Source organism: Rhizobium sp. NFR12 (genome assembly GCF_900108545.1).
Classification (GTDB): Bacteria; Pseudomonadota; Alphaproteobacteria; order Rhizobiales; family Rhizobiaceae; genus Neorhizobium; species Neorhizobium soli.
The window spans coordinates 1,007,893-1,032,931 of sequence record NZ_FNWM01000002.1 but is presented as its reverse complement, the minus strand read 5'-3'; the positions used below and the strand labels follow the sequence as shown (position 1 = coordinate 1,032,931).

22 protein-coding genes and 5 tRNA genes are annotated in these 25,039 nt (G+C 60.6%); 10 read left to right on the top strand and 17 right to left on the bottom strand.

Translation table 11 applies throughout. The features are described 5' to 3' along the window. Positions 1 to 325: 325 nt before the first annotated feature. The 5 genes from BLW69_RS12350 to BLW69_RS12330 form a co-directional block, all read right to left on the bottom strand. Positions 326 to 402, bottom strand: a tRNA-Arg gene (locus BLW69_RS12350). A gap of 35 nt (positions 403 to 437) precedes the next feature. Next, entirely contained in the window at positions 438 to 743 is a 306-nt protein-coding gene (locus BLW69_RS12345; protein WP_062458113.1) for an ETC complex I subunit, read from the bottom strand. Positions 744 to 815: 72 nt separating this feature from the next. Beyond that, a tRNA-Pro gene (locus BLW69_RS12340) sits at positions 816 to 892 on the bottom strand. A gap of 115 nt (positions 893 to 1,007) precedes the next feature. Further along, positions 1,008 to 1,493 carry a DUF192 domain-containing protein gene (locus tag BLW69_RS12335; protein ID WP_062457420.1) on the bottom strand — a complete coding sequence of 162 codons (486 nt, stop codon included), beginning with the start codon at positions 1,491 to 1,493 and terminating at the stop codon, positions 1,008 to 1,010. Between the two features lie 8 nt (positions 1,494 to 1,501). Beyond that, entirely contained in the window at positions 1,502 to 2,080 is a 579-nt protein-coding gene (locus BLW69_RS12330; RefSeq protein ID WP_062457423.1) for a cold-shock protein, read from the bottom strand. Between the two features lie 214 nt (positions 2,081 to 2,294). Here BLW69_RS12330 and BLW69_RS12325 point away from each other — a divergent pair, with 214 nt between their 5' ends. The 5 genes from BLW69_RS12325 to BLW69_RS12305 all read left to right on the top strand — a co-directional run bounded on the left by BLW69_RS12325 (position 2,295) and on the right by BLW69_RS12305 (position 4,113). Beyond that, positions 2,295 to 2,735 carry a VOC family protein gene (locus BLW69_RS12325; protein ID WP_092662156.1) on the top strand — a complete coding sequence of 147 codons (441 nt, stop codon included), beginning with the start codon at positions 2,295 to 2,297 and terminating at the stop codon, positions 2,733 to 2,735. A gap of 211 nt (positions 2,736 to 2,946) precedes the next feature. Continuing rightward, complete coding sequence (locus BLW69_RS12320) at positions 2,947 to 3,411, top strand: hypothetical protein (RefSeq protein WP_092662154.1); 465 nt, start codon at positions 2,947 to 2,949, stop codon at positions 3,409 to 3,411. 177 nt (positions 3,412 to 3,588) lie between these two features. Next, positions 3,589 to 3,663, top strand: a tRNA-Glu gene (locus BLW69_RS12315). Between the two features lie 149 nt (positions 3,664 to 3,812). Continuing rightward, positions 3,813 to 3,887 (top strand) — tRNA-Glu (locus BLW69_RS12310). 151 nt (positions 3,888 to 4,038) lie between these two features. Then, positions 4,039 to 4,113, top strand: a tRNA-Glu gene (locus tag BLW69_RS12305). Between the two features lie 40 nt (positions 4,114 to 4,153). On the opposite strand, the gene recJ is transcribed toward BLW69_RS12305, so the two are convergent. The 4 genes from recJ to BLW69_RS12285 all read right to left on the bottom strand — a co-directional run bounded on the left by recJ (position 4,154) and on the right by BLW69_RS12285 (position 9,282). Next, the gene (gene recJ, locus BLW69_RS12300) at positions 4,154 to 5,959 is read right to left on the bottom strand and encodes a single-stranded-DNA-specific exonuclease RecJ (protein ID WP_092662554.1); all 1,806 of its coding nucleotides are present in this window, start codon (positions 5,957 to 5,959) and stop codon (positions 4,154 to 4,156) included. A gap of 153 nt (positions 5,960 to 6,112) precedes the next feature. Beyond that, positions 6,113 to 7,432: a homoserine dehydrogenase gene (locus BLW69_RS12295; RefSeq protein ID WP_092662152.1), complete on the bottom strand. Its 1,320-nt coding sequence runs from the start codon at positions 7,430 to 7,432 to the stop codon at positions 6,113 to 6,115. 95 nt (positions 7,433 to 7,527) lie between these two features. Next, positions 7,528 to 8,748 carry an LL-diaminopimelate aminotransferase gene (locus tag BLW69_RS12290; protein ID WP_062457440.1) on the bottom strand — a complete coding sequence of 407 codons (1,221 nt, stop codon included), beginning with the start codon at positions 8,746 to 8,748 and terminating at the stop codon, positions 7,528 to 7,530. A gap of 129 nt (positions 8,749 to 8,877) precedes the next feature. After that, positions 8,878 to 9,282, bottom strand: coding sequence for a hypothetical protein (locus tag BLW69_RS12285; RefSeq protein WP_092662150.1), 405 nt, complete (start codon positions 9,280 to 9,282; stop codon positions 8,878 to 8,880). Between the two features lie 121 nt (positions 9,283 to 9,403). On the opposite strand from BLW69_RS12285, the gene phaC reads away from it, so the two are divergent. From phaC to radC, 4 genes are read left to right on the top strand one after another with little or no spacing between them, the layout of a single operon-like run. Next, positions 9,404 to 11,251 (top strand): PHA/PHB synthase family protein, encoded by a 1,848-nt coding sequence (phaC, locus tag BLW69_RS12280; protein ID WP_244508809.1) that lies wholly within the window; start codon positions 9,404 to 9,406, stop codon positions 11,249 to 11,251. A 27-nt stretch (positions 11,252 to 11,278) separates the two neighbouring features. After that, positions 11,279 to 11,998, top strand: a complete 720-nt coding sequence (sfsA, locus tag BLW69_RS12275; protein ID WP_092662146.1) for a DNA/RNA nuclease SfsA — start codon at positions 11,279 to 11,281, stop codon at positions 11,996 to 11,998. 26 nt (positions 11,999 to 12,024) lie between these two features. Continuing rightward, positions 12,025 to 12,864 carry a type I methionyl aminopeptidase gene (gene map / locus BLW69_RS12270; RefSeq protein ID WP_062457453.1) on the top strand — a complete coding sequence of 280 codons (840 nt, stop codon included), beginning with the start codon at positions 12,025 to 12,027 and terminating at the stop codon, positions 12,862 to 12,864. 35 nt (positions 12,865 to 12,899) lie between these two features. Further along, positions 12,900 to 13,691, top strand: a complete 792-nt coding sequence (gene radC, locus BLW69_RS12265; protein WP_244508828.1) for a RadC family protein — start codon at positions 12,900 to 12,902, stop codon at positions 13,689 to 13,691. A 17-nt stretch (positions 13,692 to 13,708) separates the two neighbouring features. Here the strand turns inward: radC and BLW69_RS12260 are convergent, their stop codons facing one another. The 7 genes from BLW69_RS12260 to BLW69_RS12230 form a co-directional block, all read right to left on the bottom strand. Then, a complete protein-coding gene (locus BLW69_RS12260; RefSeq protein WP_092662142.1) occupies positions 13,709 to 15,535 on the bottom strand; it encodes an ABC transporter ATP-binding protein in 1,827 nt (608 codons plus the stop codon). Between the two features lie 10 nt (positions 15,536 to 15,545). Next, a complete protein-coding gene (locus BLW69_RS12255; RefSeq protein ID WP_092662140.1) occupies positions 15,546 to 16,310 on the bottom strand; it encodes a DUF1028 domain-containing protein in 765 nt (254 codons plus the stop codon). Between the two features lie 3 nt (positions 16,311 to 16,313). Further along, positions 16,314 to 18,098 carry a gamma-glutamyltransferase family protein gene (locus BLW69_RS12250; RefSeq protein WP_092662138.1) on the bottom strand — a complete coding sequence of 595 codons (1,785 nt, stop codon included), beginning with the start codon at positions 18,096 to 18,098 and terminating at the stop codon, positions 16,314 to 16,316. Between the two features lie 39 nt (positions 18,099 to 18,137). Further along, positions 18,138 to 19,010, bottom strand: a complete 873-nt coding sequence (locus tag BLW69_RS12245) for an ABC transporter permease (protein WP_162759419.1) — start codon at positions 19,008 to 19,010, stop codon at positions 18,138 to 18,140. Further along, a complete protein-coding gene (locus BLW69_RS12240; RefSeq protein WP_092662136.1) occupies positions 19,007 to 19,954 on the bottom strand; it encodes an ABC transporter permease in 948 nt (315 codons plus the stop codon). The genes BLW69_RS12245 and BLW69_RS12240 overlap by 4 nt, the downstream gene beginning before the upstream one ends. A 64-nt stretch (positions 19,955 to 20,018) precedes the next feature. Continuing rightward, positions 20,019 to 21,527 (bottom strand): ABC transporter substrate-binding protein, encoded by a 1,509-nt coding sequence (locus BLW69_RS12235; RefSeq protein WP_092662134.1) that lies wholly within the window; start codon positions 21,525 to 21,527, stop codon positions 20,019 to 20,021. A gap of 78 nt (positions 21,528 to 21,605) precedes the next feature. Next, positions 21,606 to 22,373, bottom strand: coding sequence for a FadR/GntR family transcriptional regulator (locus BLW69_RS12230; protein ID WP_092662132.1), 768 nt, complete (start codon positions 22,371 to 22,373; stop codon positions 21,606 to 21,608). A gap of 235 nt (positions 22,374 to 22,608) precedes the next feature. Between BLW69_RS12230 and sthA the strand changes: the two genes are divergently transcribed. Further along, the gene (gene sthA, locus BLW69_RS12225) at positions 22,609 to 24,108 is read left to right on the top strand and encodes a Si-specific NAD(P)(+) transhydrogenase (RefSeq protein ID WP_244508808.1); all 1,500 of its coding nucleotides are present in this window, start codon (positions 22,609 to 22,611) and stop codon (positions 24,106 to 24,108) included. 123 nt (positions 24,109 to 24,231) lie between these two features. On the opposite strand, the gene rpsD is transcribed toward sthA, so the two are convergent. Beyond that, a complete protein-coding gene (rpsD, locus tag BLW69_RS12220; RefSeq protein WP_062457482.1) occupies positions 24,232 to 24,849 on the bottom strand; it encodes a 30S ribosomal protein S4 in 618 nt (205 codons plus the stop codon). Between the last annotated feature and the right edge of the window lie 190 nt (positions 24,850 to 25,039).

Here is a 25,039-nt window from a genome sequence, read left to right as displayed (position 1 = left end):
TCATGGCATGTGCACACAACCGCGATGAAAGCCTCACGCGCCTCAATCAGTAGTTCATACCCTCGAACACACAGGCGGGTCGCCAAGCCGATATCCGACCAACACACGACGAGTTAACTCAGGTCGTCGTCGGCTGCGGCCTTTGGAGGGTTGTGCTTTCTCTAGGGTCTGATTTCGAAAATGAAGCAATGGTTAGCCGACCTTGCCGGGCGGGGCGAAATACGCCAGAGATTCTTGATCTCTATATCCAGCTCCAAAGCAGCGCTTTGCTCAAGCCGATATTCCTTCGCTCAAGCGGCAGTCGCAATTTTTTGGGAGATAGTTTTGGCGACCCCTGCAGGATTCGAACCTGCGACCACCTGCTTAGAAGGCAGGTGCTCTATCCAGCTGAGCTAAGGGGCCTGCTAAGACGCTTCTAACAGAACGCAGACAGGATGTCAGTGCGTCCAGGGCTGCGAGCGATTGAAGCGGAAATTGTCGGTGTAGGAAGCAGCTTGACGCGCAGGTTCTTTCGGCTGAACGACGCGGTATTCGATGCCTTCGCGCTTTGCGTAGGCTTCGGCAAGTTCCTGACTTTCAAAGGTCAGGCGCACCTGCTGCTTCATGTCTCCGGAAGATGTATAGCCAAGGATCGGATCGATCCGGCGTGGCTCTTCCTGGTCGAATTCGAGGAGCCAGAGATGCGTCTTGGCTTTGCCAGATTGCATTGCAGTTTTTGCGGGACGATAGATCTTGGCCGTCATGAACTGAAACATCCGACTTTTGCTAGCGTGACGCTTGGGCAACTGCTGAGCGCGACGCTCTTTTGAAGGCAATGGTCGGAGTGGAGAGATTCGAACTCCCGACCCTCTGGTCCCAAACCAGATGCGCTACCAGACTGCGCTACACTCCGTTCCTTACAAGAATGCGAGATACACGGTTCCCTACCGGCCCGCAACTGCAAAAAGTCGATTTTCCCAATTGTTCGAACTCTCTAGCGAACTAACTGTGGGAAAGCGGCCAAACACCTATCCTGCGTTGCCGATCCGTTTGGAAACCACCTTGTCACCAACCTTGATTCCGAGCGCTTTCGTCCGACCGGCATTCAGTTCGAGGACAAATTTTACCGGTCCCCGCGAATCAATCACGTCACGAGAGTAAGGAACCGCATTTTCGCGGATATGAGAGACCGTCCCGTCGCCCTCGATAAACAGCATATCGAGCGGCAGGATGGTGTTTTCCATCCACATGGAAACACGGCGTGTCTCGCCGAAGTCGAACAGCATGCCGTGATCGTCAGGCATTTCCTTGCGGTACATCAGGCCCTGCGAGCGCTGCTGGTCCGTCAGAGCGAGCTCGATCACAAAGGCATGGGTCTTGCCCGCTGCCGTGCGGATCGACAGCTCATCTTTTGGAAAGATGACCTGCTGGGCTGCGGCAGCGTAGGCGACAAACAGAAAAAGCGCCGCAAGGGCGCCTTTTGCAAAGGGCGTGATCCGCCCGAATGACTGCATTCTCAACATCAATGTGACCGGCTTACAGGGTTGGGATTGTCGGGATGAATTTCGGCTGCCATCAAGCCCTTGTCGCCAGGTCCGAACCGGACCAGCACGGTCTGGCCGGGACGGAGCTCTGTCAGTCCGTAGCGGCGCAGCGTTTCCATGTGGACGAAGATATCTTCGGTCCCCTCACCGCGGCTCAGGAATCCAAAGCCCTTGGTGCGGTTGAACCATTTCACCAGTGCCCGTTCGAGGCCGCTCGTTGGCGTGACCTGAACATGGGTGCGAACCGGCGGCAACTGCGAGGGATGAACTGCGGTCGATTGATCCATGGAAAGAATGCGGAAGGCCTGATAGCCGCGGTCGCGCTTCTGGATCATCGCGACGATACGGGTTCCTTCAAGGATGGTCTGGTATCCATCGCGCCTCAGGCAGGTCACATGCAGAAGCACATCCTGCATACCGTTGTCGGGCACAATGAAGCCGAACCCCTTCGCAACATCGAACCACTTCACCACACCCGTAATTTCGATGAGCTCGACCGGATCGCCCGCGAATTCCTCGTATTCGGCTACGCCTTTCAACGATATCCTGTCTGCCATATCCTATCGGCCCCTCGATTACGCGTTACGACATGACGGTGGAAGTGATTCTTCGCGCCTAGATTAACATCCCGTTAACCCTCCAGTGCAAGTCCCCGTCTGGACTTTATCAGCATCTTTCTACGGCTGACGGCTTGCCCCAGGCTTGCTGACCTCCTGCAATGCACCATATCCGCTCGACAGTTTGCCAACGACATCGCGGAGCTTGCGACACATGCGCTATCTACACACAATGGTTCGGGTCAAGGATCTCGACGCGTCTCTCCATTTCTACAAGACACTGATGGGTTTGGAGGAGATCCGCCGCATCGAAAATGACAAGGGCCGCTTCACGCTGGTCTTTCTGGCTGCACGCGACGACGTTTCGCAGGCTAAGGAAAATATGGCGCCGTGCATCGAGCTTACCTACAATTGGGACAGCGAGGATTACACGGGCGGACGCAATTTCGGCCACCTCGCCTATGAGGTCGACGACGTCTATGCATTCTGCCAGCACCTGCAGGACAATGGCATCGTGATCAACCGTCCGCCTCGCGAAGGTCGGATGGCCTTCGTACTTTCGCCGGACGGCATTTCTTTCGAGATCCTGCAGAAGGGCGACAACCTGCCGGTCGCCGAGCCGTGGGCATCGATGCCGAATACCGGCAGCTGGTAATTGAGGCTTGCGTCGGCCTGACCAAGGCCGACGCCCCTCTCTTGCCGAGTGAAACAGGACACGTGATGCTCATCTCCATGATTCGCGACAGAGTGTCCGCGACGCACATGAAGGGCATCACGTGCCGGTTTCGCCAGCAAGATCGATCTCAAGGCCGAGTTTTCCGCTCCTCGCAGTGGCGATAGCAGCTTTAATGATGAGCAGTTGCTCGATGACCCGCAAGGTTGCCGACGCCGAACCGGTGTCAGCAGAGGCGGTGGCCGCGGAGCAACCAGATGGCGCGGCAAAACCGCTTGCCAAAGGCGGCACGAGCGGCGCCAGCCTCTATGTCGATCCTCTCGTCTCCACACAGGCGCACCAAGCCAAATCCGCGCCAGCTGCGACGTCTGATGCGCCGGGCGCCAACGCTGACCCAGGCGCGTTCCCCCCTGCGCCGGAGCAGCCGTCGAACTCCATCGCCGGTCTCGTGACGCAACCGACCGGCGTGCGCGCAAGCAGCTACAGCATCTTTTCGTCCAACGCCTCCCCATTTCCATCGGCAACGACTGCGCCGACGGTTGCCCCCGATGGGCAGACGGCCGTCGCCGCACCCGCCGGCGGCATCAATGCAGCGCATGGCAGCGTCTTCACGCCCCGCCAGCCGCTGCCGGACCCGTCGCAGCAGGCGCAGCTCTAACCATCAGCCTCGTGCGGGAGCGAAAAGAGCGAGCTGGTCAAATCCGATAAGCTGCTGATTTCGCATGGCTTTACGCTTACTGAAGCCGCATTTTCCGCGCATCTAATTTTTCGCAAAAAACATCGTTTTTGCGCTTGCGGTAACGAAATCACGCCTCTATAAGGGCGCTCACTGTACGCGCCCTTCGTCTATCGGTTAGGACGTCAGATTTTCATTCTGAAAAGAGGGGTTCGACTCCCCTAGGGCGTACCAGTTCCTTCCTTCAAACTGTTGATTATGCACAAGAACCTCTAAGTTTTCTTGGAGCATCCAGCCGCGCAATTTTCTCTGTTTATCTTCCGAAAAATACCGTTTTTTGGCTTGTCTGTTTGAAAAAGCGTCCCTATAAGACGCTCCTGTACGCGCCCTTCGTCTATCGGTTAGGACGTCAGATTTTCATTCTGAAAAGAGGGGTTCGACTCCCCTAGGGCGTACCACTTCCCCCTTCTTCCATATCGTCAGGCTTGTTCGCTCGCGCGTTTTCCCGCGGCACGCCTTGGCTTGGATTATTTCATTTAAAAACAGAGAAATATCGATTTTCCTACTTGCCGGATCGGGCAAGCCTGACTATACGAGCGCTCACTGTACGCGCCCTTCGTCTATCGGTTAGGACGTCAGATTTTCATTCTGAAAAGAGGGGTTCGACTCCCCTAGGGCGTACCAGTTTCCCCTTCTGCCAATCCCTGATTTTACATTGCGGCTTTCACCGCGACTCGACCGCGTCGAGAAGCCTGAGCTGGATCCGTCGATTTCCCTGCCACTGGTCGGCCGTGAGGCATCCCGCGGCATGGATCTGCTTTCCGCGGGAGTTGAGCAGCATCTGGCCGAGCGGCGTTTCGGCGGCCCTGAACGCAATCCCGTCCAGACGCGTGCCATCGAGTGATTCCAGCGTGATCTTCACATGCGCGGTGCCGACAAGCCGCACGTCTCTCAGACGATGGGCGGGAATGGCAAAGACGGGCTGCGCGTGGCCAGACCCGTAGGGACCCGCAAGTTCCAGCTGGTCGAACAGCGCAATCGTGGCCCCTGATGCCGATAATGCGCCATCGATCTTCAGCACGTGGTTGGCAACAAGCGCCGGAACGCCCTCAGCCGCCACTTCCTCGAAATAGGCGCGCAGCTTGCCGAGGTTGGCGCGCTCGACGGTCAGTCCCGCCGCCATGGCGTGACCGCCACCTTTTAGCAGAAGCCCTGATTCGACTGCGCCGCGAACCATCCGGCCCATGTCGAAACCGTTGATCGAACGGCCGGAACCGGTGCCCTTGCCGGACGGGTCGAAAGCGATCGCGAAGGCAGGCCGACGGAATTTCTCCTTCAGTCTCGCAGCCAGAAGACCGACGATGCCCGGATGCCATTTCTCATGCGCGGTGACGATGACGGACGCGCCCTCGGCGTCACCGTATTCGCCAAGGACTTCGGCTTCCGCTTCCGCCAGCATGGCGGCTTCCATGGCCTGCCGCTCGCGGTTCAGATCGTCCAGCCGGCCGGCGATCTCCTCCGCCTTGATATCGTCTTCCAGTGTCAGCAAGCGGCTGCCGAGCGCTGCATCGCCGATTCGCCCGCCGGCATTGATACGTGGGCCGATCATGAAGCCGAAATGATAGGGCGTCACCGGTCCGCCAAGACCCGCCTTTCGAAACAACGCCGTGAGTCCCGGATTGACCATGTGACGGGCGGCGATCAGCCCCTTCACCACATAGGCACGGTTCAGCCCCTTTAGTGGCACGACATCGCAAACGGTTGCCAGCGCCACCAGATCCAGCAGACCGAGCAGATCGAGAGACTGTGCGCGGCTATCGCCACCTTCGCGCAGCTGCTTCAGGGTCGCGACCATGACCAGAAACACGACGCCTGCCGCGCAGAGATGCCCCTGCCCCGAGAGATCGTCCTGACGGTTCGGATTGACGAGCGCCACACAGGGCGGCAGCACATGCCCGACCTGGTGATGGTCGATCACGACCACATCGCAGCCCTCGTCCTTAGCAGCCGTCAGCGCGTCCTGGCTCGTCGAGCCGCAATCGACCGTGACGATCAGTTGCGCGCCGTTGGCCACCAGTTGGCGGATCGCGTTCGGGTTCGGCCCGTAGCCTTCGAAGATGCGATCCGGAATATAGATCTCCGCCTCGACACCGAAATGGGTGAGGAAACGATAGAGCAAGGCGGAAGAGGCCGCGCCGTCCACATCGTAATCGCCGAAGATCGCAACCCGTTCGCGCCGGTTGATCGCCGCGACCAGTCTCGCTGCAGCCTTGCCGCAATCCGTCAGCGTCAGCGGATCGGGCATCAGCGAGCGGATGGTCGGATCAAGGAAGGCCGGGGCATCGTCGAGCGTCACGCCGCGGCCGGCAAGCACGCGGGCGACCAGTTCGGGAATACCGTGGATCTGGCTGATGGCAAGCGCGCGGTTCTGCGCCGCCTGGTCGAGCCGCGACACCCAGCGCTGGCCACTCACCGATTGCTCTACGTTCAGGAACGCGCGCGGTACCGGATCGACCGGTGACGTTGTCATGGAGAGGCTGCTGGCGATTGAGGTGGTCGATTGGGTGGTCATGCAGCCATTTTAGCGCATCAGCGCATCAACAGTAATCTGTTTTCGGCAGCGGACGTGGCCTCGGCGAAAAAACACCGGGGCCAGTCTAGTGTGGCTCGACGGCTACGTGGGTCACATGTCCTTGGGCCGTTCGATCCGGATGACCTGCGGCTCGCCAACCAGATAGCTTTCGGCCTTGATGGCGTCGACGGCCTTGCGGACCGAATCCTCCATCGTCGCGTGCGTGACAAGGATGATCGTCTTCGACATCACGGACGAATCGGGCTTTGAGCGCTGGACGATCGATTCCAGCGAGATGGCGTTCTCGGCCATGCGGGCAGCGATCGAGGCGAAGACGCCGGTCCGGTCGGCAACGGTCAGCCGGATGAAATAACCACCTTCGTGGCTCTGCATCTGGGCGCGCTTGTAAGGTGTGAGCGATGCGGCCGGTGTGCCGAGAACCGGAACCTGCTGCGCACCCGGGCGGCTCTTGGCGATGTCGGCGATGTCACCGAGCACGGAAGATGCCGTTGCATTGCCACCGGCGCCTGGGCCGACCATCAGCAGTTCGCCGAGGATATCGGATTCGATCGCCACGGCATTCGTCACGCCATCGACCTGCGCGATAACCGAATCACGGGGCACCATGGTCGGGTGAACGCGCTGCTCGATGCCTGTTTCGGTGCGCTGCGCGACGCCGAGAAGCTTGATGCGGTAGCCGAGATCGGCGGCCGCGTGGATATCGTCGATCGAGATATTGGTGATGCCTTCGAGATAGATCTCGTCGGGCGCGATGTGTGTGCCGAACGCAAGCGTGGTCAGGATTGCCAGCTTGTGTGCCGTGTCGTTGCCCTCGATATCGAAGGCCGGATCGGCTTCGGCATAACCCAGCCGCTGCGCTTCCTTGAGGCAGTCGGCAAAGGACAGGCCCTCCTTCTCCATCCGAGTCAGGATGTAATTACAGGTGCCGTTCATGATGCCGTAGACGCGGGAAATCGTGTTGCCGGTCAGGGACTCGCGAAGGGCCTTGATAACCGGGATACCACCGGCAACAGCTGCCTCGAAATTAAGGAGCGCGCCGTTTTCCTCGGCAATCCTTGCGAGTTCGACGCCGGATGCGGCCAGCAGCGCCTTGTTGGCTGTCACCACGTGGAGACCGCGCCGCAAGGCTGCGCGCACGGAGTCAGCAGCCGCCCCTTCGGCACCGCCCATCAGTTCCACGAACACGTCGATCTCAGCGTTTGCTGCCAGTTCTTCGGCGCTGTCGAACCAGGTCACGGCAGAGATATCGATCCCGCGGTCGCGGGTGCGGTCTCTCGCCGTCACGGCGGCAATCTCGATCGGGCGTCCGCAGGTGACCGCGAGTTCGTTGGCACGGGTCTGGATGATGCGAACGAGCGAGGCACCGACAGTGCCAAGACCCGCAATGCCGACTCTGAGGGCATCTGCCATGATAGTTTTCCTGGTATTTTGGGAGACTAGTATTTGGGAGAATGGGGCGGTCGAACGGCCGCCCCTCAAATCGTGATCGGCGGCCCGGTTCGCGGTCAGCGACGCGTGTTGAGCGTAATCACGTTGTGCATCGTATCGTCTGCCGTCGACAGAAACTTCTTGATGCTGCGGGCGGCCTGGCGAATGCGATGCTCGTTTTCGACCAGTGCGAGGCGAACGTAGTCGTCGCCCATCTCACCGAAACCGACACCGGGTGCGACGGCAACGTGCGCCTTCTCGACGAGAAGCTTGGAGAATTCCAGACTCCCGAGATGGCGGAACTTTTCCGGAATTTTCGCCCAGGCAAACATGGTCGCCGGTGGTGGCGGCACGTCGAAACCGGCCTTGCCGAAGCTCTCGACCATCACGTCACGGCGACGCTTGTAGACGCTGCGCACTTCCGCGATATCGGCACCGTCACCGTTCAGCGCGTGGGCTGCAGCCACCTGGATCGGCGTGAACGCGCCATAATCAAGGTAGGATTTGACGCGCGTCAGCGCTGCGATCAGCCGCTCGTTGCCGACAGCAAAGCCCATGCGCCAGCCGGGCATGGAGAAGGTTTTCGACATCGAGGTGAACTCGACGGCCACATCCATCGCACCCGGCACTTCGAGAACCGAAGGTGGCGGGTTGTTGTCGTCGAAGTAGATCTCCGAATAGGCAAGATCGGAGAGCACGATGATCTCGTGCTTCTTCGCAAACGCGATCACTTCCCTATAGAAATCCAGCGACGCGATATGCGCGGTCGGGTTGGATGGGTAATTGATGATGAGTGCCAGCGGCTTCGGGATCGAATGCTTCACCGCGCGTTCCAGCGGCGGAAAGAAGCTATCGTCCGGCTCGACAGACATGGAGCGGATCACGCCGCCCGCCATCAGGAAGCCGAAGGCGTGGATAGGGTATGTCGGATTGGGGCAGAGGATGACGTCACCGGGCGCGGTGATCGCCTGCGCCATGTTGGCGAAGCCTTCCTTGGAGCCGAGCGTTGCCACGACCTGCGTATCCGGGTTCAGCTTCACACCAAACCGGCGTGCATAGTAAGCAGCCTGCGCGCGGCGAAGGCCCGGAATGCCCTTGGAGGAGGAGTAGCGGTGCGTGCGCGGATCCTGGACCACTTCGCAGAGCTTGTCGACGATCGCCTGCGGAGTAGGTAGATCGGGATTGCCCATGCCGAGATCGATAATGTCCGCGCCACCCGCTCGCGCGCTTGCTTTCAAACGGTTCACCTGTTCGAAAACGTAGGGCGGCAGACGCCGGACTTTATGAAACTCTTCCATGTTGTTCCTCAAGGATGAAATCGAAGCAGAGCTCGTCCCGCTGCTCGAGCCTCACTTTATGCCATTTTTGCTTTGCGGCCAAATGTCCTCAAACGCAATAGCAATATCCGGCCGGATCGGCTCGTCGCCCTATTGGCCGGAAATACCGGCCTGGGCATCCTTGCCATGATCGGTGGCGAGCTTGCGGTACTCGACCACACGACGCTGATACTCCGCTTCGGAGATGGTGCCGGACTTGCGGGCTCGGGCAAGCGATGCCATGCGCGGCTCGGTCTTCTGGTAATCTGCATCTTCGATCTGCTCGTTGGCAGCGCGAAGCGTATAGTCGAATGTGGGATATGTGCCGGTGTCGCGCTTGACGATCGGACCCGGAGGCGGTGCCGTCCTGGTCTGCGTGATGACGGCCGGTGGCGGCGTATTGGGAATACCATCATCCAGCGCAAAGCTGTTGCTGTTGCAGCCGGACACAAGAGGCATGGCGCCGATACCGATGAAAAGCGGTAACCAGCCGATGCGACGCCTCAGTTTTTCCATGTCCGTACCCATTTTCTGTCGCCGGGGCCATCTACCCGGCAGCCTAGCCGCTGGCACTTGTATTCGGTTTCAGCCACAATGTACAAATGAAATCAGACGACAGCTGACGAGGAGGGCTCGCGTGGCGCAAAACTCCGGGAATAAGGGGACAGGCGGTCCGGAATTTCCGGGCTTCGACCCCAAGGCGGTCGAGGCCTACATCGTCAAGGACCCGCACGAGATGGCGATGAATTTCGCGCGTGCAATGGAAAACCTCGGCAAGGCCGCATCGGAATGGCTCGCGCCAAGGGAGCGCGGCGATATTCCAGACCCCGCGCTCGATCCGCTCAGTGATCTCATCAAGACGCTTTCGCAGGTCACCGAGTACTGGATTTCAGAGCCGCAGCGGACGCTGCAAGCGCAAACCCTGCTGTTCTCAAGCTATATGGGGATCTGGACCCGATCGCTCTCGCAGTTCGGAGGCGCGCCTCAAGAGAGCGAGCCAGCGCCGCTGCCGAGAGACAAGCGATTCGCCGACGAGGACTGGGTGAAGAACCCGTTCTTCGCGTTCATGCGGCAAGTCTTCACGGTTACCGCCACCTGGGCCGAGACGCTGGTTGCCGAGGCGCAGGGGCTGGACGAACATACGCGGCACAAGGCGGCATTCTACGTGAAGCAGGTGACAGCCGCGCTATCGCCTGCCAATTTCGCCATCACCAATCCCGAAGTCTATCGCGCGACTGTCGCCTCGCATGGCGCCAATCTCGTGACCGGCATGAAGATGCTGGCCGAGGACATCATGGCCGGCGGCGGCGAGCTGAGACTTCGCCAGACGGATGCCTCCAAGTTTGCGCTCGGCCTCAATATCGCGCTCACACCCGGCAAGGTCGTCGCCCGCAACGATCTCTGCGAGGTTCTGCAATACGAGCCGACCACGGAGACGGTCTTCAAGCGGCCGCTGGTCATCGTGCCGCCCTGGATCAACAAGTTCTACATTCTCGACCTGACACCGCAAAAGAGCTTCATCAAGTGGTGCGTCGACCGCGGGCACACCGTGTTCGTGATCTCCTGGGTCAATCCCGACAGGCGCCATGCGGCCAAGGGATGGGAAGCCTACATGCACGAGGGCATCGATTTTGCGCTCGACACGATCGAGACGTCGACCGGCGAACGCGAGGTCGATGCGATCGGCTACTGCGTCGGCGGCACGTTGCTGGCGGCTACGCTCGCCTTCCACGCCAAGACAAACGTGAAAAGGATCGCATCGGCGACGTTCCTCGCTACGCAGGTCGACTTTACCCATGCAGGCGACCTCAAGGTCTTCGTCGACGAGGCGCAGGTTTCGACGATCGAGACCTATATGAACGCGACCGGCTATTTCGACGGGTCGAAGATGGCGGCGGCATTCAACATGCTGCGTGCGTCCGAGCTGATCTGGCCTTACGTGGTCAATAACTATCTCAAGGGCCAGGAGCCGCTGCCGTTCGACCTGCTGTATTGGAATTCGGACTCGACCCGGATGACATCTGCCAACCACGCCTACTACCTGCGCAATTGCTACCTCGATAACAAGCTCTCCAACGGCCTGATGGAACTTGCCGGGGAGCGTCTGTCGCTGAAGGACATTGTCATTCCTGTTTATAATCTTGCCACAAGCGAAGACCACATCGCGCCTGCGAAATCCGTGTTCCTCGGCTCGTCGCTGTTCGGCGGTTCAGTCGATTTCGTGCTGGCTGGATCCGGCCATATCGCCGGCGTCGTCAATCCGCCGGAAAGACGGAAGTACCGATACTGGACCGATGGCCAATCGAAGGACACGCTGGAGGACTGGGTTGCCGGCTCGCAGGAGCATGAGGGGTCGTGGTGGACGCATTGGCAGGACTGGATCGGACCGAAAGCGGGTGACCAGGTGCCGGCCCGAAAGCCCGGCGGGTCAGCGCTCACCGCGTTGGCCGACGCACCGGGAACCTACGTTCTCGTCCGCGACTGACACTTCCCAGCATTCCAGAAGAACCTCATGCGCTTTGATCCGCCGCTCGTCTCCGCAACGCTTGTCCAGCGCTACAAGCGCTTCCTGTTCGACGCTGTGCTGGAGGATGGCACGCCATTCACCGGGTCGTGCCCGAATACCGGTTCCATGCGGGGATTGACGGAGCCCGGGTCGAGGATCTGGGTATCGGAGCATGACAGTCCGACCCGCAAATACCGTCACATGTTCGAAATGGTCGAGGCCGGCGGCGAGATGGTCGGTATCAATACCGGACTGCCCAACAGGCTGACCGAAGAAGCGATCCGTGCCGGCTTGATCCCCAGCCTTTCCGGCTATGGCACGATCCTGCGCGAGCAGAGATACGGGCGTAACTCCCGCATCGACTTTCTCCTGAGAGAGGACGATCTGCCGGATGCCTATGTGGAAGTGAAGAACGTGCATTTCAGCCGTTCAGCGGGGCTCGCAGAGTTTCCTGACACCGTGACAAAGCGTGGGGCCAAGCATCTCGAGGAGCTCGGCGATATGGTGGAGGCAGGTCACCGGGCGGTGATGATCTACCTCATTCAGCGTCACGACTGCACGCGGTTTTCGATCTGCAGCGATCTCGACCCGATATATTCGATCGCATTCGCTCGTGCCAAGGCGCGCGGCGTCGAGGCCTATGCGCTCCGCTGCCGCGTCACTCGCGAGGAAATCATAGCGTCTGGAATGGTTATGATGGACGAACCCCGCCCCTCTGTTTTATGAACTGTGGGAGTTGCGAGAGAAATATCATGGTCAATTATATCGAGGCGGTTTCCGCCCCCTCAAAAAACACGGGTGCTATCCGTCTCTACGATACGGCGCAGGATTTTGACGGCATGCGCAAGGCCTGCCAGCTGACGGCGCGCTGCCTCGACGAACTTGCGGCGATCGTTCAGCCGGGCATCACCACCAATGCGATCGACCGTTTCGTGTTCGAGTTCGGCATGGACAATGGCGCCCTTCCCGCAACGCTTGGCTATCGCGGCTACAAATACTCGGTCTGCACCTCGATCAACCATGTCGTCTGCCACGGGATGCCTGAGGACAAGCCGCTGCGCGAGGGCGATATCGTCAATATCGACGTCACCTATATCCTCGATGGCTGGCACGGCGATTCCAGCCGCATGTATCCGGTCGGACAGATCAAACGCGCTGCCGAACGGTTGATGGACGTGACCTACGAATGCCTTCTGCGGGGCATCGCAGCCGTGAAGCCCGGCGCCCGCACCGGCGCGATCGGCGAAGCGATCCAGTCCTATGCGGAGGCCGAGCGCTGCTCGGTCGTGCGCGATTTCTGCGGCCACGGCGTCGGTCGTCTGTTCCACGACTCTCCGAACATCCTGCACTACGGCCGCGCCGACGAAGGTCCGGAAATCCGGGAAGGCATGATCTTCACCATCGAGCCGATGATCAATCTCGGCAAGCCGCATGTGAAGGTCCTGTCCGACGGCTGGACTGCGGTCACCCGTGACCGGTCGCTGTCTGCTCAGTACGAGCATGCGGTCGGTGTTACCGCGACGGGATGCGAGGTGTTCACCCTGTCGCCCGGCGGTCTCGACCGGCCCGGCCTGCCTCCATTGCAGGCCTGACCATGACCAACCCGCCCGTCTCCTCGCATGACCCTATGGAAGCAGAAGAGGACGACGGGGCGGCCCTGTCTATCGATGAACGCGGGTTCTTTGCAGAGACGCAGGCCAAGAGATCAGCAGCCAAGATCCCGCAACTTGGATCCCCCGCCGTCACTCAGGAGCACTACCACGGCCACCGCGAGCGGCTGCGGGAGAAGTACCGGGACCACGGCGACGCCTCGCTTGCAGACTACGAGATCCTCGAACTCCTGCTTTTCCGCTCCATCCCGAGGCGCGATACCAAGCCGCTCGCGAAAGCGCTGATCGCCCGCTTCGGAAATCTTGCCGGCGTGCTCGGTGCCCCGCTCGGACTGCTGCAGGAGGTCAAGGGTATCGGTGAGGCCGTTGCGCTCGACCTGAAGCTCGTCGCGACGACGGGTCAGCGGATGCTGCGGAGCGAATTGCGGGGCAAGCAGGTTCTATCGTCCTGGTCTTCGGTGATCGATTATTGCCATGCCGCGATGGCCTATGAGGCCCGCGAACAGTTCCGTGTTCTTTTTCTCGACAAGCGCAACGCCCTGATCGCCGACGAAATCCAGGGGCATGGCACTGTGGACCACACGCCCGTCTATCCGCGCGAAGTTGTCCGGCGAGCCCTGGAGCTTTCGGCGACGGCGCTCATCCTCGTGCACAATCACCCCAGTGGCGACCCTACCCCGTCACGCGCCGATATCGACATGACGCGGACGATCGTCGAGACGGCAAAGCCACTCGGCATCACCGTCCACGACCACATCATCATCGGCAAGGACGGTCATGCCAGCCTCAAGGGGCTGAAGCTGATCTGACCTTCAGCGACAGCCAATCACAAGACCTGCACGACATGGCCGTCTGAAACCTCGCGGTACTCGCGAACCGGTGGGCGGTAATCCATTCCCCGCACCGGGCTTTTCAGTTCGTCGTTGGAAATGCCGCGTCTGATCCCACGCCTTGCCGGATCCGGCACAGGCACGGCGGCCATGAGCTTCTTTGTATAGGGATGCTGCGGATTGTCGAACACGGCCGCGCGCGGACCGATCTCGACGATCTCGCCGAGATACATGACGGCGACCCGGTGGCTGACGCGTTCCACCACCGCCATGTCATGACTGATGAACAGGAAGGACAGGTTGAGGCTCTGCTGCAGATCGAGCAGGAGGTTGCAGACCTGCGCCTTGATCGAGACGTCGAGTGCCGACACGCTTTCATCGGCAACGATCACCTTCGGATCGAGGGCAAGCGCCCGCGCGATCGCGATGCGCTGGCGCTGGCCGCCCGAGAATTCGTGCGGGTACCGTTTTGCCATGTCGGCGGAAAGGCCGACCTTTTCGAGAAGATCGGCAGTCTTTTCCCGCGCCTGTTTCACCGTGCCCAGCCGGTGCTTGATGAACGGTTCGGATATGGCCGAGCCCACCGTCATGCGCGGATTGAGCGATGAAAACGGATCCTGGAAGATCATCTGGACGGACTTGCGCATGTTGCGCAGGCTGACCTGATCGAGCCGCAGGACATCGTAGCCATCGAGCGAGATATCGCCGCCGGTCGGATCGACGAGGCGCATGATCGAGCGGCCCGTGGTCGACTTGCCGCAGCCGGATTCACCCACCAGGGCCAGCGTTTCACCCTGGAACAGATCGAAGGACACGTTTTCCACCGCATGGACAGCGCCGGTCTGGCGCGACAGGAGGCCGGACCGGATCGGGAAGCGGGTGACCAGGTTCTTGACGCTGAGGACCGGTGTGCGGCCCTTTTCGACGGTGCCGGCCACTTCGATCGGCTCGACGGCCAACCCGGTTTTCATGTCGACCACGGGGAAGCGGGTCGGCCAGGCGTGGTTCTGCATCGAACCCAGCTTCGGCACCGCCGAGAGCAGTGCCCGCGTATACGGATGCTTGCCGCGTTGGAAAATCTCCTCGGTCGGGCCGGTCTCGACCTCGTCGCCGCGGAACATGACGATGGTACGGTCGGCAATCTCGGCGACGACGCCCATGTCATGGGTAATGAAGAGCACTGACATGCCCTCCTCTTCCTGAAGCACCTTGATCAGGTCGAGGATCTGTCCCTGGATGGTGACGTCGAGCGCCGTGGTCGGTTCGTCTGCGATCAGAAGCTTGGGCTTCGAAGCAAGCGCCATGGCAATCATCACGCGCTGACGCATGCCGCCGGAGAACTGGTGCGGATATTCGTCGAAACGGGATTGCGCGTTCGGGATGCGCACCTTTTCGAGCAGCCTGACGGTTTCGGCGCGCGCTTCCTGCTTGGACATGCCCTTGTGACGGGTGAGAACCTCCGAAATCTGCCGGCCGATGGTGAAGATCGGATTGAGCGAGGTCATCGGCTCCTGAAAGATCATCGATGCTTCATTGCCGCGCACCCCGCGCATGTCCTTTTCGGAGATGGACAGGAGATCGCGTCCGTTCAACATAACCTCGCCTTCGATGCGGCTCGTGTTTGACGCGAGCAAGCGCATGATTGACAGGGACGTCACGGATTTGCCGGAACCGGATTCGCCGACGATGGCAACCGTTTCGCCAGGCATCACATCGAAGGAGACGTTGCGGACGACGCTCTTCCAATCGCCATCGACGAGGAAGGAGGTGGTGAGGTTCTTCACGGAAAGGACGGGAACAGTCGGCGTGGAGGTCTGGCTCATCGGGTGACCCTTACTTGAGCGTCAAAGGAGTGGCGTAGGAGGCTGACGGACGTTTTTCGGCCAGCCGTTGCGCTTCGAGCGCGGCGATCTTTTCGTCGATAACGCTGCGGTCGATCATGCCGTGCGGGTTTTCCCGGGTCGGCATGGTCTCAGCGACGTGCAGGAAGCGCTCCTGCGCAACGGCATAGAGGCGGCGCAGTTCGAAAAGCGGCTCGGGGTGATCATCGGCATTGATCCGTAGCCAGGGATAATCCTGGTCGCGGTAGATGACGAGCGCTGCCGACTGGCGGCCGCGCTTGTCGCCGCCTGCCGCCTCGCCCGCGTCCATGGCATCGAGCAGGCGTTCGGCAAGCGGTACGCCGCGTGCAGTCGCTTCATTGTAGACACGCATCGTCTCGGCAATCACCTGCGGTCCCGCCAGCATGTTGCCCGCAACCGAGACGTTGCGATCCACGAGATGACCGGCCCAATCGACGCAGTTTTCACCGGTGAAAGCGGCGTTGCGACCATGGGCGTCGATGAGGTGCATCTGCCGCTGGCGGTGGCCGTCGTCGCGCGCAGTTAGGCTTGCAATGACCTCATCCGGTGACCTGCCCTCCTCGAGAAGCTTCAGGCCATCGGTTCCATAAAGCGGGCTGACGAAGGCCTGGGTGGCGATAGCGCCCACCCTGCCCCTGACATGCGGCACGGCGCATCCAACCGCGAAGAAACGGCTGGCGACGGCTATGCCCAGATGTCCCGTGTCTTGATCACGCGCGACGATTGACCAGGTCATGGTTCACCGTCCAATCGCATAGGCTTGCATCAGGCGTGGCGTTGCAGCCGCCCTCAGCAAACCGTCTGCATCGCGACGCGCAGCCGTCAGGCGGCCAACCGTCCATGGATCGGCGACGGTGACCTTGTGGCCGCGACGACGGAGGTCTTCGAGTGCGGCTTCCCCGATATTGCTCTCGACCATGATCTCGCCCGGAGAGCTCGTGCGCGGATAGAACGAACCGGGGAAATGCGAGGTGTGGAACAGCGGCATGTCGATCGAGGCCTGCAGGTTCTTGCCGTGATGGGCGTATCGCAGGAAGAACGGCAGCTGCCACTGGTCCTGCTGATCTCCGCCGGGCGTGCCGAACACCATAGAGGGTTTGCCCTGATAGAGAGCGAGCGACGGCGTGAGGGTCGTACGCGGGCGTTTTCCAGGCGCAAGCGAGGTCGGCAGCCCTTCCTTCAGCCAGAACATCTGGGCACGCGAGTTGAGGGCGAAACCGAGACCCGGAACGATCGGCGACGACTGCAGCCAGCCGCCCGAAGGCGTGGTCGAGACCATGTTGCCCCAGCGGTCGATGACGTCGATATGCACAGTATCGCCGCGCTTTTCGGTGAGGTGCGACATGGTCGGCTCGTAAACCGTGCCGGTGCCACTCATCTCAGCCAGCATCGCCATCGTGGCATCGACCTGACGCTCGTAGCCCGGAACCGTGCCGGGGCGCAGTTCCATCGACGCGGTGCTGCCGATCAGCTTCCGCCGCTCGCTGTTGTACCCTTCAGACAGAAGGTATTCGGTCGGGATCTGGCTGAATTCCGGATCGCCGTAATAGACCTCGCGGTCGGCGAATGCGAGCTTCATTGCCTCGACGACCGTATGGACGAAATCGGGACCGGCCGGATCCATCGCCTCGAGATTGAAGCCTTTTAGAAGCGCCAGCGACTGCAGCAGCACCGGCCCCTGCCCCCAGGCCGGCGTCTTGGCGATTGTCCAGTCCTGGTAATCGAGCGTTTGCGGCGCTTCGATGGTGGCGCTCCAGTTGGCCATGTCGTCGGCGGTGAGCACGCCCTTGTGCTTGGAACCGCTCGCGTCCATCACCTCGGCAGTCTTCAGATAGGTGTCGATCGCCTCGGCCACGAAGCCGCGGTAGAATGCGTCGCGGGCTGCCTGGACCTGTTCCTCGCGTCCGGATTTGGCTTCCGATTCGGAGATGATCCGCTTGTAGGTTTCGGCGAGAACGGGGTTCCTGAAATTGGAGAGTGCTTCCGGCGCAACGCCACCCGGCAGCCATGTCTCATAGGATGTCGGCCATTCCTTCCGGAAGAATTCAGCCAGGCCCTTGATCGTGTTCGACACGCGCGGAAGCACCGGATGGCCATGCTCGGCGTAGTAGATCGCCGGCTCCAGAACCTCGCGAACGGTCATCGTTCCATAGTCGCGCAGCATGAGCATCCAGCCGTCGAATGCGCCGGGAATGACGGTCGAGAGAAGGCCGTCGCCCGGAATGAGCTTCAGACCTTCCGACGTATAGTGCTCGATGGTGGCACCGGCCGGCGCCGGCCCTTGAGCGCAGATGACTTCGACCTTGTCGGTCTTCTTCGAGTAGAAGACGGCCGGCATGTCGCCGCCCGGGCCGCACAGATGCGGTTCGACAATCTGCAGAACGAAGCCCGTCGCGACCGCTGCGTCGAAGGCATTGCCGCCCTTTTCGAGGATCGCCATGCCGACGGCGGAGGCAATCCAGTGGGTGGAGGTGACGACACCGAAGGTGCCGAGGATTTCGGGGCGCGTGGTGAATTCGGTCATTCCAGGTATTCCTTGTATAATTCTCTTGTCCGCCGGGCGTTACGCCTCGCGCGGATCCAGTGCATCGCGCAGGCCGTCGCCAAGAAGGTTGAAGCCGATGACGACGAGGAAGATTGCAATCCCTGGCCACATGGCCATCCACGGTGCCTGGCTCAGAAAGTTCTTGGCCGTGTTCAGCATCGAACCCCAGCTCGGGGCCGGTGCCTGCTGACCGAGGCCGAGGAAGGACAGGCTGGCTTCGGCGATGATGGCGGTCGCCACCGTCAAGGTGGCCTGAACGATGATCGGGGCAAACACGTTCGGCAGGATGTAGCGGGTCATGATGTCGACGTGGTTGAGGCCAATCGACCGTGCGCCCTCGACATAATCCTCCGTCTTCACCGCAAGCACCTGGCCGCGGGTGAGACGCACGAAGACCGGCATGGCAGACAGGCCGATGGCGATCATCGCGTTGGTGAGGCTCGGGCCGAGGAAGGCGGCAAGCGCGATCGCGGTGATCAGGAACGGCATCGCCAGCAGCGCTTCTGTCACACGCTGGATGACCTGATCGACCCAGCCGCCGAAATAACCCGACAGAAGTCCGAACGGCACGCCGATGGCAACCGCGATGCCAACGGAGACGACCCCTGCCATCAGCGAGGCACGGGCACCCCAGATCATGCGCGACAGGATATCGCGGCCAAGATCATCGGTGCCGAGCCAATGGGCGGCAGACGGTGCCTTGCGCAGTGCCGACCAGCTGGTCGCGATCGGGTCGGCAATCGGCAGGATCGGGGCGGCGATGGCGAGGATGGCGAAAAAGGCGATGATCACCATGCCGACCATCGAGCCGCGGTTGGCGCGCATCTTGCGCCATGCCCTGCTTTTCTGGCGCGGTTTTGCGATCGGTGCGGTCTGTTCGATAGCGGTCATAGCGTTGCCCTCAGACGGGGGTTGAGGAGAACGTAGAGAATATCGGCAATGAGGTTCATGACGATAAAGCCGATGGCCGTGCACATGACGATGCCCTGAACGACGGCATAGTCGCGGGTAAAGACGGCATCGACGGTCAGCTTGCCAAAGCCCGGGATGGTGAAGATCTGCTCCGTGAGGACGGCACCGCCGAGCAGCTCGCCGAACAGCAGCGCCGACAGGGTGATGATCGGCAGAAGCGCGTTGCGGAACGTGTGGCTGAGAATGACCTCTCGCGGCGACAGACCCTTGGCACGGGCAGTGCGGATATAGTCGGAGCTCAACACGCCGAGCATGGCCGAGCGGGTATGGCGCATCAGCTGCGCCGCGAGCGCCGTCGAGAGGACGAAGGCCGGCATGATCATGGTTTTGAGCGAGCGTACGGGATCGACGAAAATCGATTCGTAGCCGGATGCCGGCAGCCAGCCAAGATTGACCGACACCAGCAGGATCAGCATGATTCCCAGCCAGAAATTCGGGATCGAGAGGCCAGACAGCGCGACGACATTGGCGACGTAATCGAGCGTGCGGTTCTTGTAGACCGCTGCCAGAATGCCGGCCGGAATGCCGATCAACATGGCAAGGATCATGGCCATGACCGCGAGCTGGATCGTGACGGGCAGTTTCTGGCCGATCAGTTCCAGCACCGGCTGATTGGTGCGCAGAGACACGCCGAAGTCGCCGACCAGAATGCCGCCAACCCAGGAGAGATACTGGGTGATGATGGGATCGTTGAGGTGATACTTTTCGCGCAGGAATTCGATCGTCGCGGGATCCCGCTCTTCACCGGCCATGGCGAGGATGGGGTCGCCCGGCAGCAGTTTCTGCAGCGAGAAGACGAAGATCGAGATGATCAGCAGGGTCGGGATCGCGACCAGCAGGCGCTTTCCGATATAGACAGGCATGGCATCGCCCTCGTGATTTCAGGTGACCGCGCGGAATCTCTTCCGCGCGGCATTCGATGTCGGATTACTTCTTGGAGACGCCGAGGAAGCGCATCATGCCGTCGGGCGACGGTACGAAACCGTCGACCTTGTTGGAGATGGCATAGGCGTAGGGCTGGTGGCCGAGGTAGATGATCGGCATGTCATCGTTGAGGATGACGCCTGCGGCATCATACTTTTCCTTGCGGACCGCTTCATCCGGCGATGTGCGGGCTTCATTCAGGAGCTTGTCGACTTCCGGATTGCAGTACTTCACGTCGTTGATGCCGCCCTTGCAGGTGACGAACTGGTGCAGGTTGCCATCGGGATCGATACGGCCGGACCAGTCGGAGCGGCTGAGCTGGTAGTTGCCGGCCGTCTGTTCCGACAGAAGCGTCGCAAATTCGGTTGCCTTCAGCGTGACGTTGAAGCCCGCTTCCGCCACCATCGACTGGATGACCTGCATCATCTGGGTCTGGGTGGTGCTGTTGGCGTGCTGCAGCTCGATGTCGAGCGTCTCGTGGCCCGCTTCCTTCATGAGCTGCTTCGCCTTTTCGATATCGCGCGCCGGCACCGGCAGGTCCTTGTTGAACCAGGGGCTGGACGACGGGAACGGCTGGTTACCGGCAAGCGACGTGCCTTCGAAGACGATCTGGCCGATTGCTTCGCGGTCGATCGCCAGCGAGAAGGCCTGGCGAAGGCGCTTGTCCTTGCCGAGCGGGTTGTCCGCACGGGGACCGTTGGCGAGGTTGACATACATCGCCATGTAGCCCGGGCCGATGACGTCGGCATAGGTGAGGTTCGGGTCGCTCTTGACCGATTCGGCATCGGACGCCGAGATGCGCTCGGCGATATCGAGGTCACCCGACCGCAGGTTGGCAAGCTTCACGGTCGTATCCGGGATTGGCAGATAGGTGATCTTGTCGACGAGGATCCGGTCCTTGTCCCAGTAGTCGGCGAACTTCTCGAGCACGATACGGTCCTGCTGGATGCGCTCGACAAACTTGAACGGACCGGCGCAGACCGGCTTCGAGCCAAAATTGGCGCCGAGTTCCTTGGCGGCCTTCGGCGCAACGATCATGCCGGCACGGTCGGAAAGCTGGGCGAGAAGCGTCACGTCCGGAGACTTAAGCATGAACTTGACCTCAAGCGGGCCGCTGGCCTCGACCTTGGCGACCGAGGAAAGCTCGCTCTTGCGGCGCGACTCCGGCAGCGTCATGTTGCGCTCGATCGTTGCGACGACGGCTGCGGCATCCAGCGTTTCGCCGTCGTGGAACTTGACGCCGTCGCGGATCTTCATGGTCAGCACCGTGCCGCCTTCAGACCAGTTCCATTCGGTCGCAAGCTGCGGAATGATCTTCATATCCTGCGAGATGTCGACCAGCTTATCGCACATCGCGGTATAGACGATGCGGCCGACGAAGGTGCGCGACTGCGCCGGATCGAGAACGTCGGCATCGTCATTGAGACCGATGCGCAATTCGCTTGCCATGGCAGGCAGAGACATGATCGCGCTGGCGAGCAGTGCGGCAGTGAGCGTGGAAAATTTCTTCATCATTGTTCCTCTGGTCCATTCAGGTTTGTCGGTCATTGTTCTTGTTGGCCGGCCTTTGTGGCCGGCAGTCTGGGATGGCTAGGACGCAACGCTGAGCGTGTCGTCGTCACGGATACCGATCTGCTCGCCTTCCGGCGAATGGTCATCGAGGGCCTCGAGCGAGGTGGCCCGGATCAGCCGCTCGTGGTGCATCAGAAGATGCTCGCGCATCGCCTCGCCTGCCCGGCCCGGATCGCGGGCGGCGATGGCGTCGACGATTGCGATATGCTGCTGGTACGACGTGCGGCCATTGGTTCCGGTCTTGCGCGCACGCTCACGAATGGATTGCCACGCGGCATCCTGACGGATGCGGTTGACCACGTCGAAGATCGACAGGAACAGCTTGTTGCCGGCGCTTTGCGCGATCTGGCGGTGCAGCGATCCATCCCAGAGTTCCTTGGAATCCGCATCCGAACTCTGGCCGGTCTTGTCTGCCAGGTAGCGCATGCGCTCGATTTCGGCGGGCTTTGCACGCATCGCTGCAAGCTGGGCGAGCTGTGGCTCCAGGCGAAGGCGAACCTCCATGATTTCCATGATGTCGGTACCGGCAACCAGCGCGTCGACGTGGTCGCTCCAGCCGTCAGGCTTTTCGCCGACAAAGGTTCCGGCACCCTGGCGGCGCCAGATCAGCCCCTCCGACTCGAGCACCTCAAGCGCCCGTCGAACAGCACGGCGCCCGACATTGAGCGTTTCAGCAAGCGCCCGCTCCGTCGGCAGCCGCCCTTCCGCTCCGAATTTCTCCGAGTGAATCAGATCGCGGAGCTTCTCCAACGCGTAGTAGGAATTGTCTTGGGGTTCGGTCTGCATTGAACGTACCATTGTCCGGACCAATTCATGATTGGTTCGAATGAAAGACATTTCCCGGCGAGGGTCAAGACGTTTTTTGTGCATCCTATTTTTCTGCACAAAACATACGCAACCCGAGACAGCCGTTCTACGCTTGCGGCCTTTCCTGCAATCAAACATTCAGAATAGATTGGTAGGAGACGACGGAGGTAGGCTATTGCAGCGTAACAGCGGGATTCGAGAAGCGGAGCAGTCCATGAACCAGTACGACCTCATTGTTGTCGGCAGCGGCCCTGCCGGTCGCCGCGCAGCCATTCAAGCCGCCAAGCTCGACCGGAAAGTGCTCGTCATCGAGCAGGGCCGACGGGTGGGCGGCGTTTCCGTGCATACCGGCACCATCCCCTCGAAGACGCTGCGCGAAACCGCGCTGAACCTCTCCGGGTGGCGCGAGCGCGGTTTCTACGGCCGATCCTACCGGGTCAAGGAAGAGATCAGTGCCGAAGACCTTCGCCGCCGGTTGCTGATCACGCTCGACCATGAAGTCGAGGTGCTCGAACACCAGTTCGCCCGCAACCGCGTCCAGCACCTTCGTGGCAAGGCGAGCTTTCTGTCGACCGATACGATGGAAGTGCTGAAGGACGACGGAGAGGCGGTTCAGGTCAAAGCCAAAAGCATCCTGCTTGCCGTCGGCACGCGCCCGTTCCGCCCCGACTACATGCCCTTCGACGGCAAGACGGTCATCGACAGCGACGAACTGCTCGAAATCGAAAAACTGCCGCGCTCGATGGTCGTCATCGGTGCCGGCGTTATCGGTATCGAATATGCGACGATCTTCTCCGCTCTCGACACCGCCGTCACCGTCATCGATCCGAAGGCGACGATGCTCGACTTCATCGACAAGGAGATCATCGAGGATTTCACCTACCAGCTGCGCGACCGCAACATGAAGCTGTTGCTGGGCCAGAAGGTCGAGAAGGTGGAGCACCTTCCCGACGGCAAGGTCTCGGTCACGATCGATACCGGCCGTAAGATCATCACCGACATGGTGCTGTTTGCCGCCGGCCGCATGGGCGCGACCGACAGCCTCAACCTGGCAGCAGCCGGCCTCGACGCCGATAACCGCGGCCGTCTGAAGGTCAATCCGGAAACCTTCGAGACCTCCGTCCCCGGCATCTATGCCGCGGGCGATGTCATCGGCTTTCCGAGCCTTGCCTCGACATCGATGGAACAGGGCCGAATTGCCGCTCGCGTCGCCGTCGGCGCAATTGCCAAGGAGCCACCGAAGTATTTTCCCTACGGGATCTACGCCGTGCCGGAGATTTCGACCTGCGGCCTGACGGAAGAGGAAATGAAGGAGCGCGGCATTCCCTACGAATGCGGTATCGCCCGTTTCCGCGAGACTTCGCGCGGCCACATCATGGGCCTCGACCACGGCATGTTGAAGCTGATCTTCTCATTGAAGACGCGCCGCCTTCTCGGCGTGCACATCATCGGCGAAAACGCCACCGAACTCGTGCATATCGGCCAGGCGGTTCTCAACCTGAAGGGTACCGTCGAATATTTCGTCGAGAACACCTTCAACTACCCGACGCTTGCCGAAGCCTACAAGATCGCCGGCCTTGATGCCTGGAACCGGATGGGCGAGCTGCCGAAGGGCGATGCACAACACGAGACGGTCCAGCTGACGGACACCAACACGTCGACTACTGTCGAGACGTCTGTTACGGCGGAAAAGAAGAAAACCTCTTCCAGGTAAGAATGACTGTAAGAGACAAGCAAAAAGCCGCCCCGAAAGGAGCGGCTTTTTTTGTGGGTTCGACATGACACCAGATACAAAAATGGCCCCTCTCGGGGCCATTTGTCTGAAATGGTGTCGCTATTAACGCGAGTAGAATTCGACGACCAGCGACGGTTCCATGATGACCGCGTAGGGTACATCGGCCAGGCTCGGGATGCGAGCGAAGGTGGCAACCATCTTGTTGTGATCGACTTCGATGTAGTCAGGAACGTCGCGTTCAGCGAGCGAAACGGCTTCCAGAACGGTGACCATCTGCTTCGACTTCTGGCGAACTTCGACAACGTCGCCAGCCTTGCAGCGGTACGAACCGATGTTGACCTTGACGCCATTGACCGTGACGTGGCCGTGGTTGACGAACTGACGAGCAGCGAACACCGTCGGGACGAACTTTGCGCGGTAGACGATGGCGTCCAGACGCGATTCCAGCAGGCCGATCAAGTTTTCACCGGTGTCGCCCTTGCGGCGGTTGGCTTCTTCATAGATCGCGCGGAACTGCTTCTCGCGGATGTCGCCGTAGTAGCCCTTCAGCTTCTGCTTGGCGCGCAGCTGCACACCGAAGTCGGAAAGCTTGCCCTTGCGGCGCTGACCGTGCTGGCCAGGACCGTATTCGCGGCGGTTAACCGGCGACTTCGGGCGGCCCCAGATGTTTTCGCCCATACGGCGATCGATTTTGTACTTAGACGATTCGCGCTTGCTCATCGTATTTCCTTTCAGAAAGTTACACCGGTTCGTTGCCGAACCGGATGAAGGAAACACGCCCTCCTCTGAACCTCGATTTAGAGGTTCTGACAGGCTTCTCACGAAAAGCGTTCGGAGAGTGCCACGGGACATGTCGTTGAAACACCCGGTGTTGCCACCCGGCGTTGGCGGGTCTTTAGGCGGCTGTCAT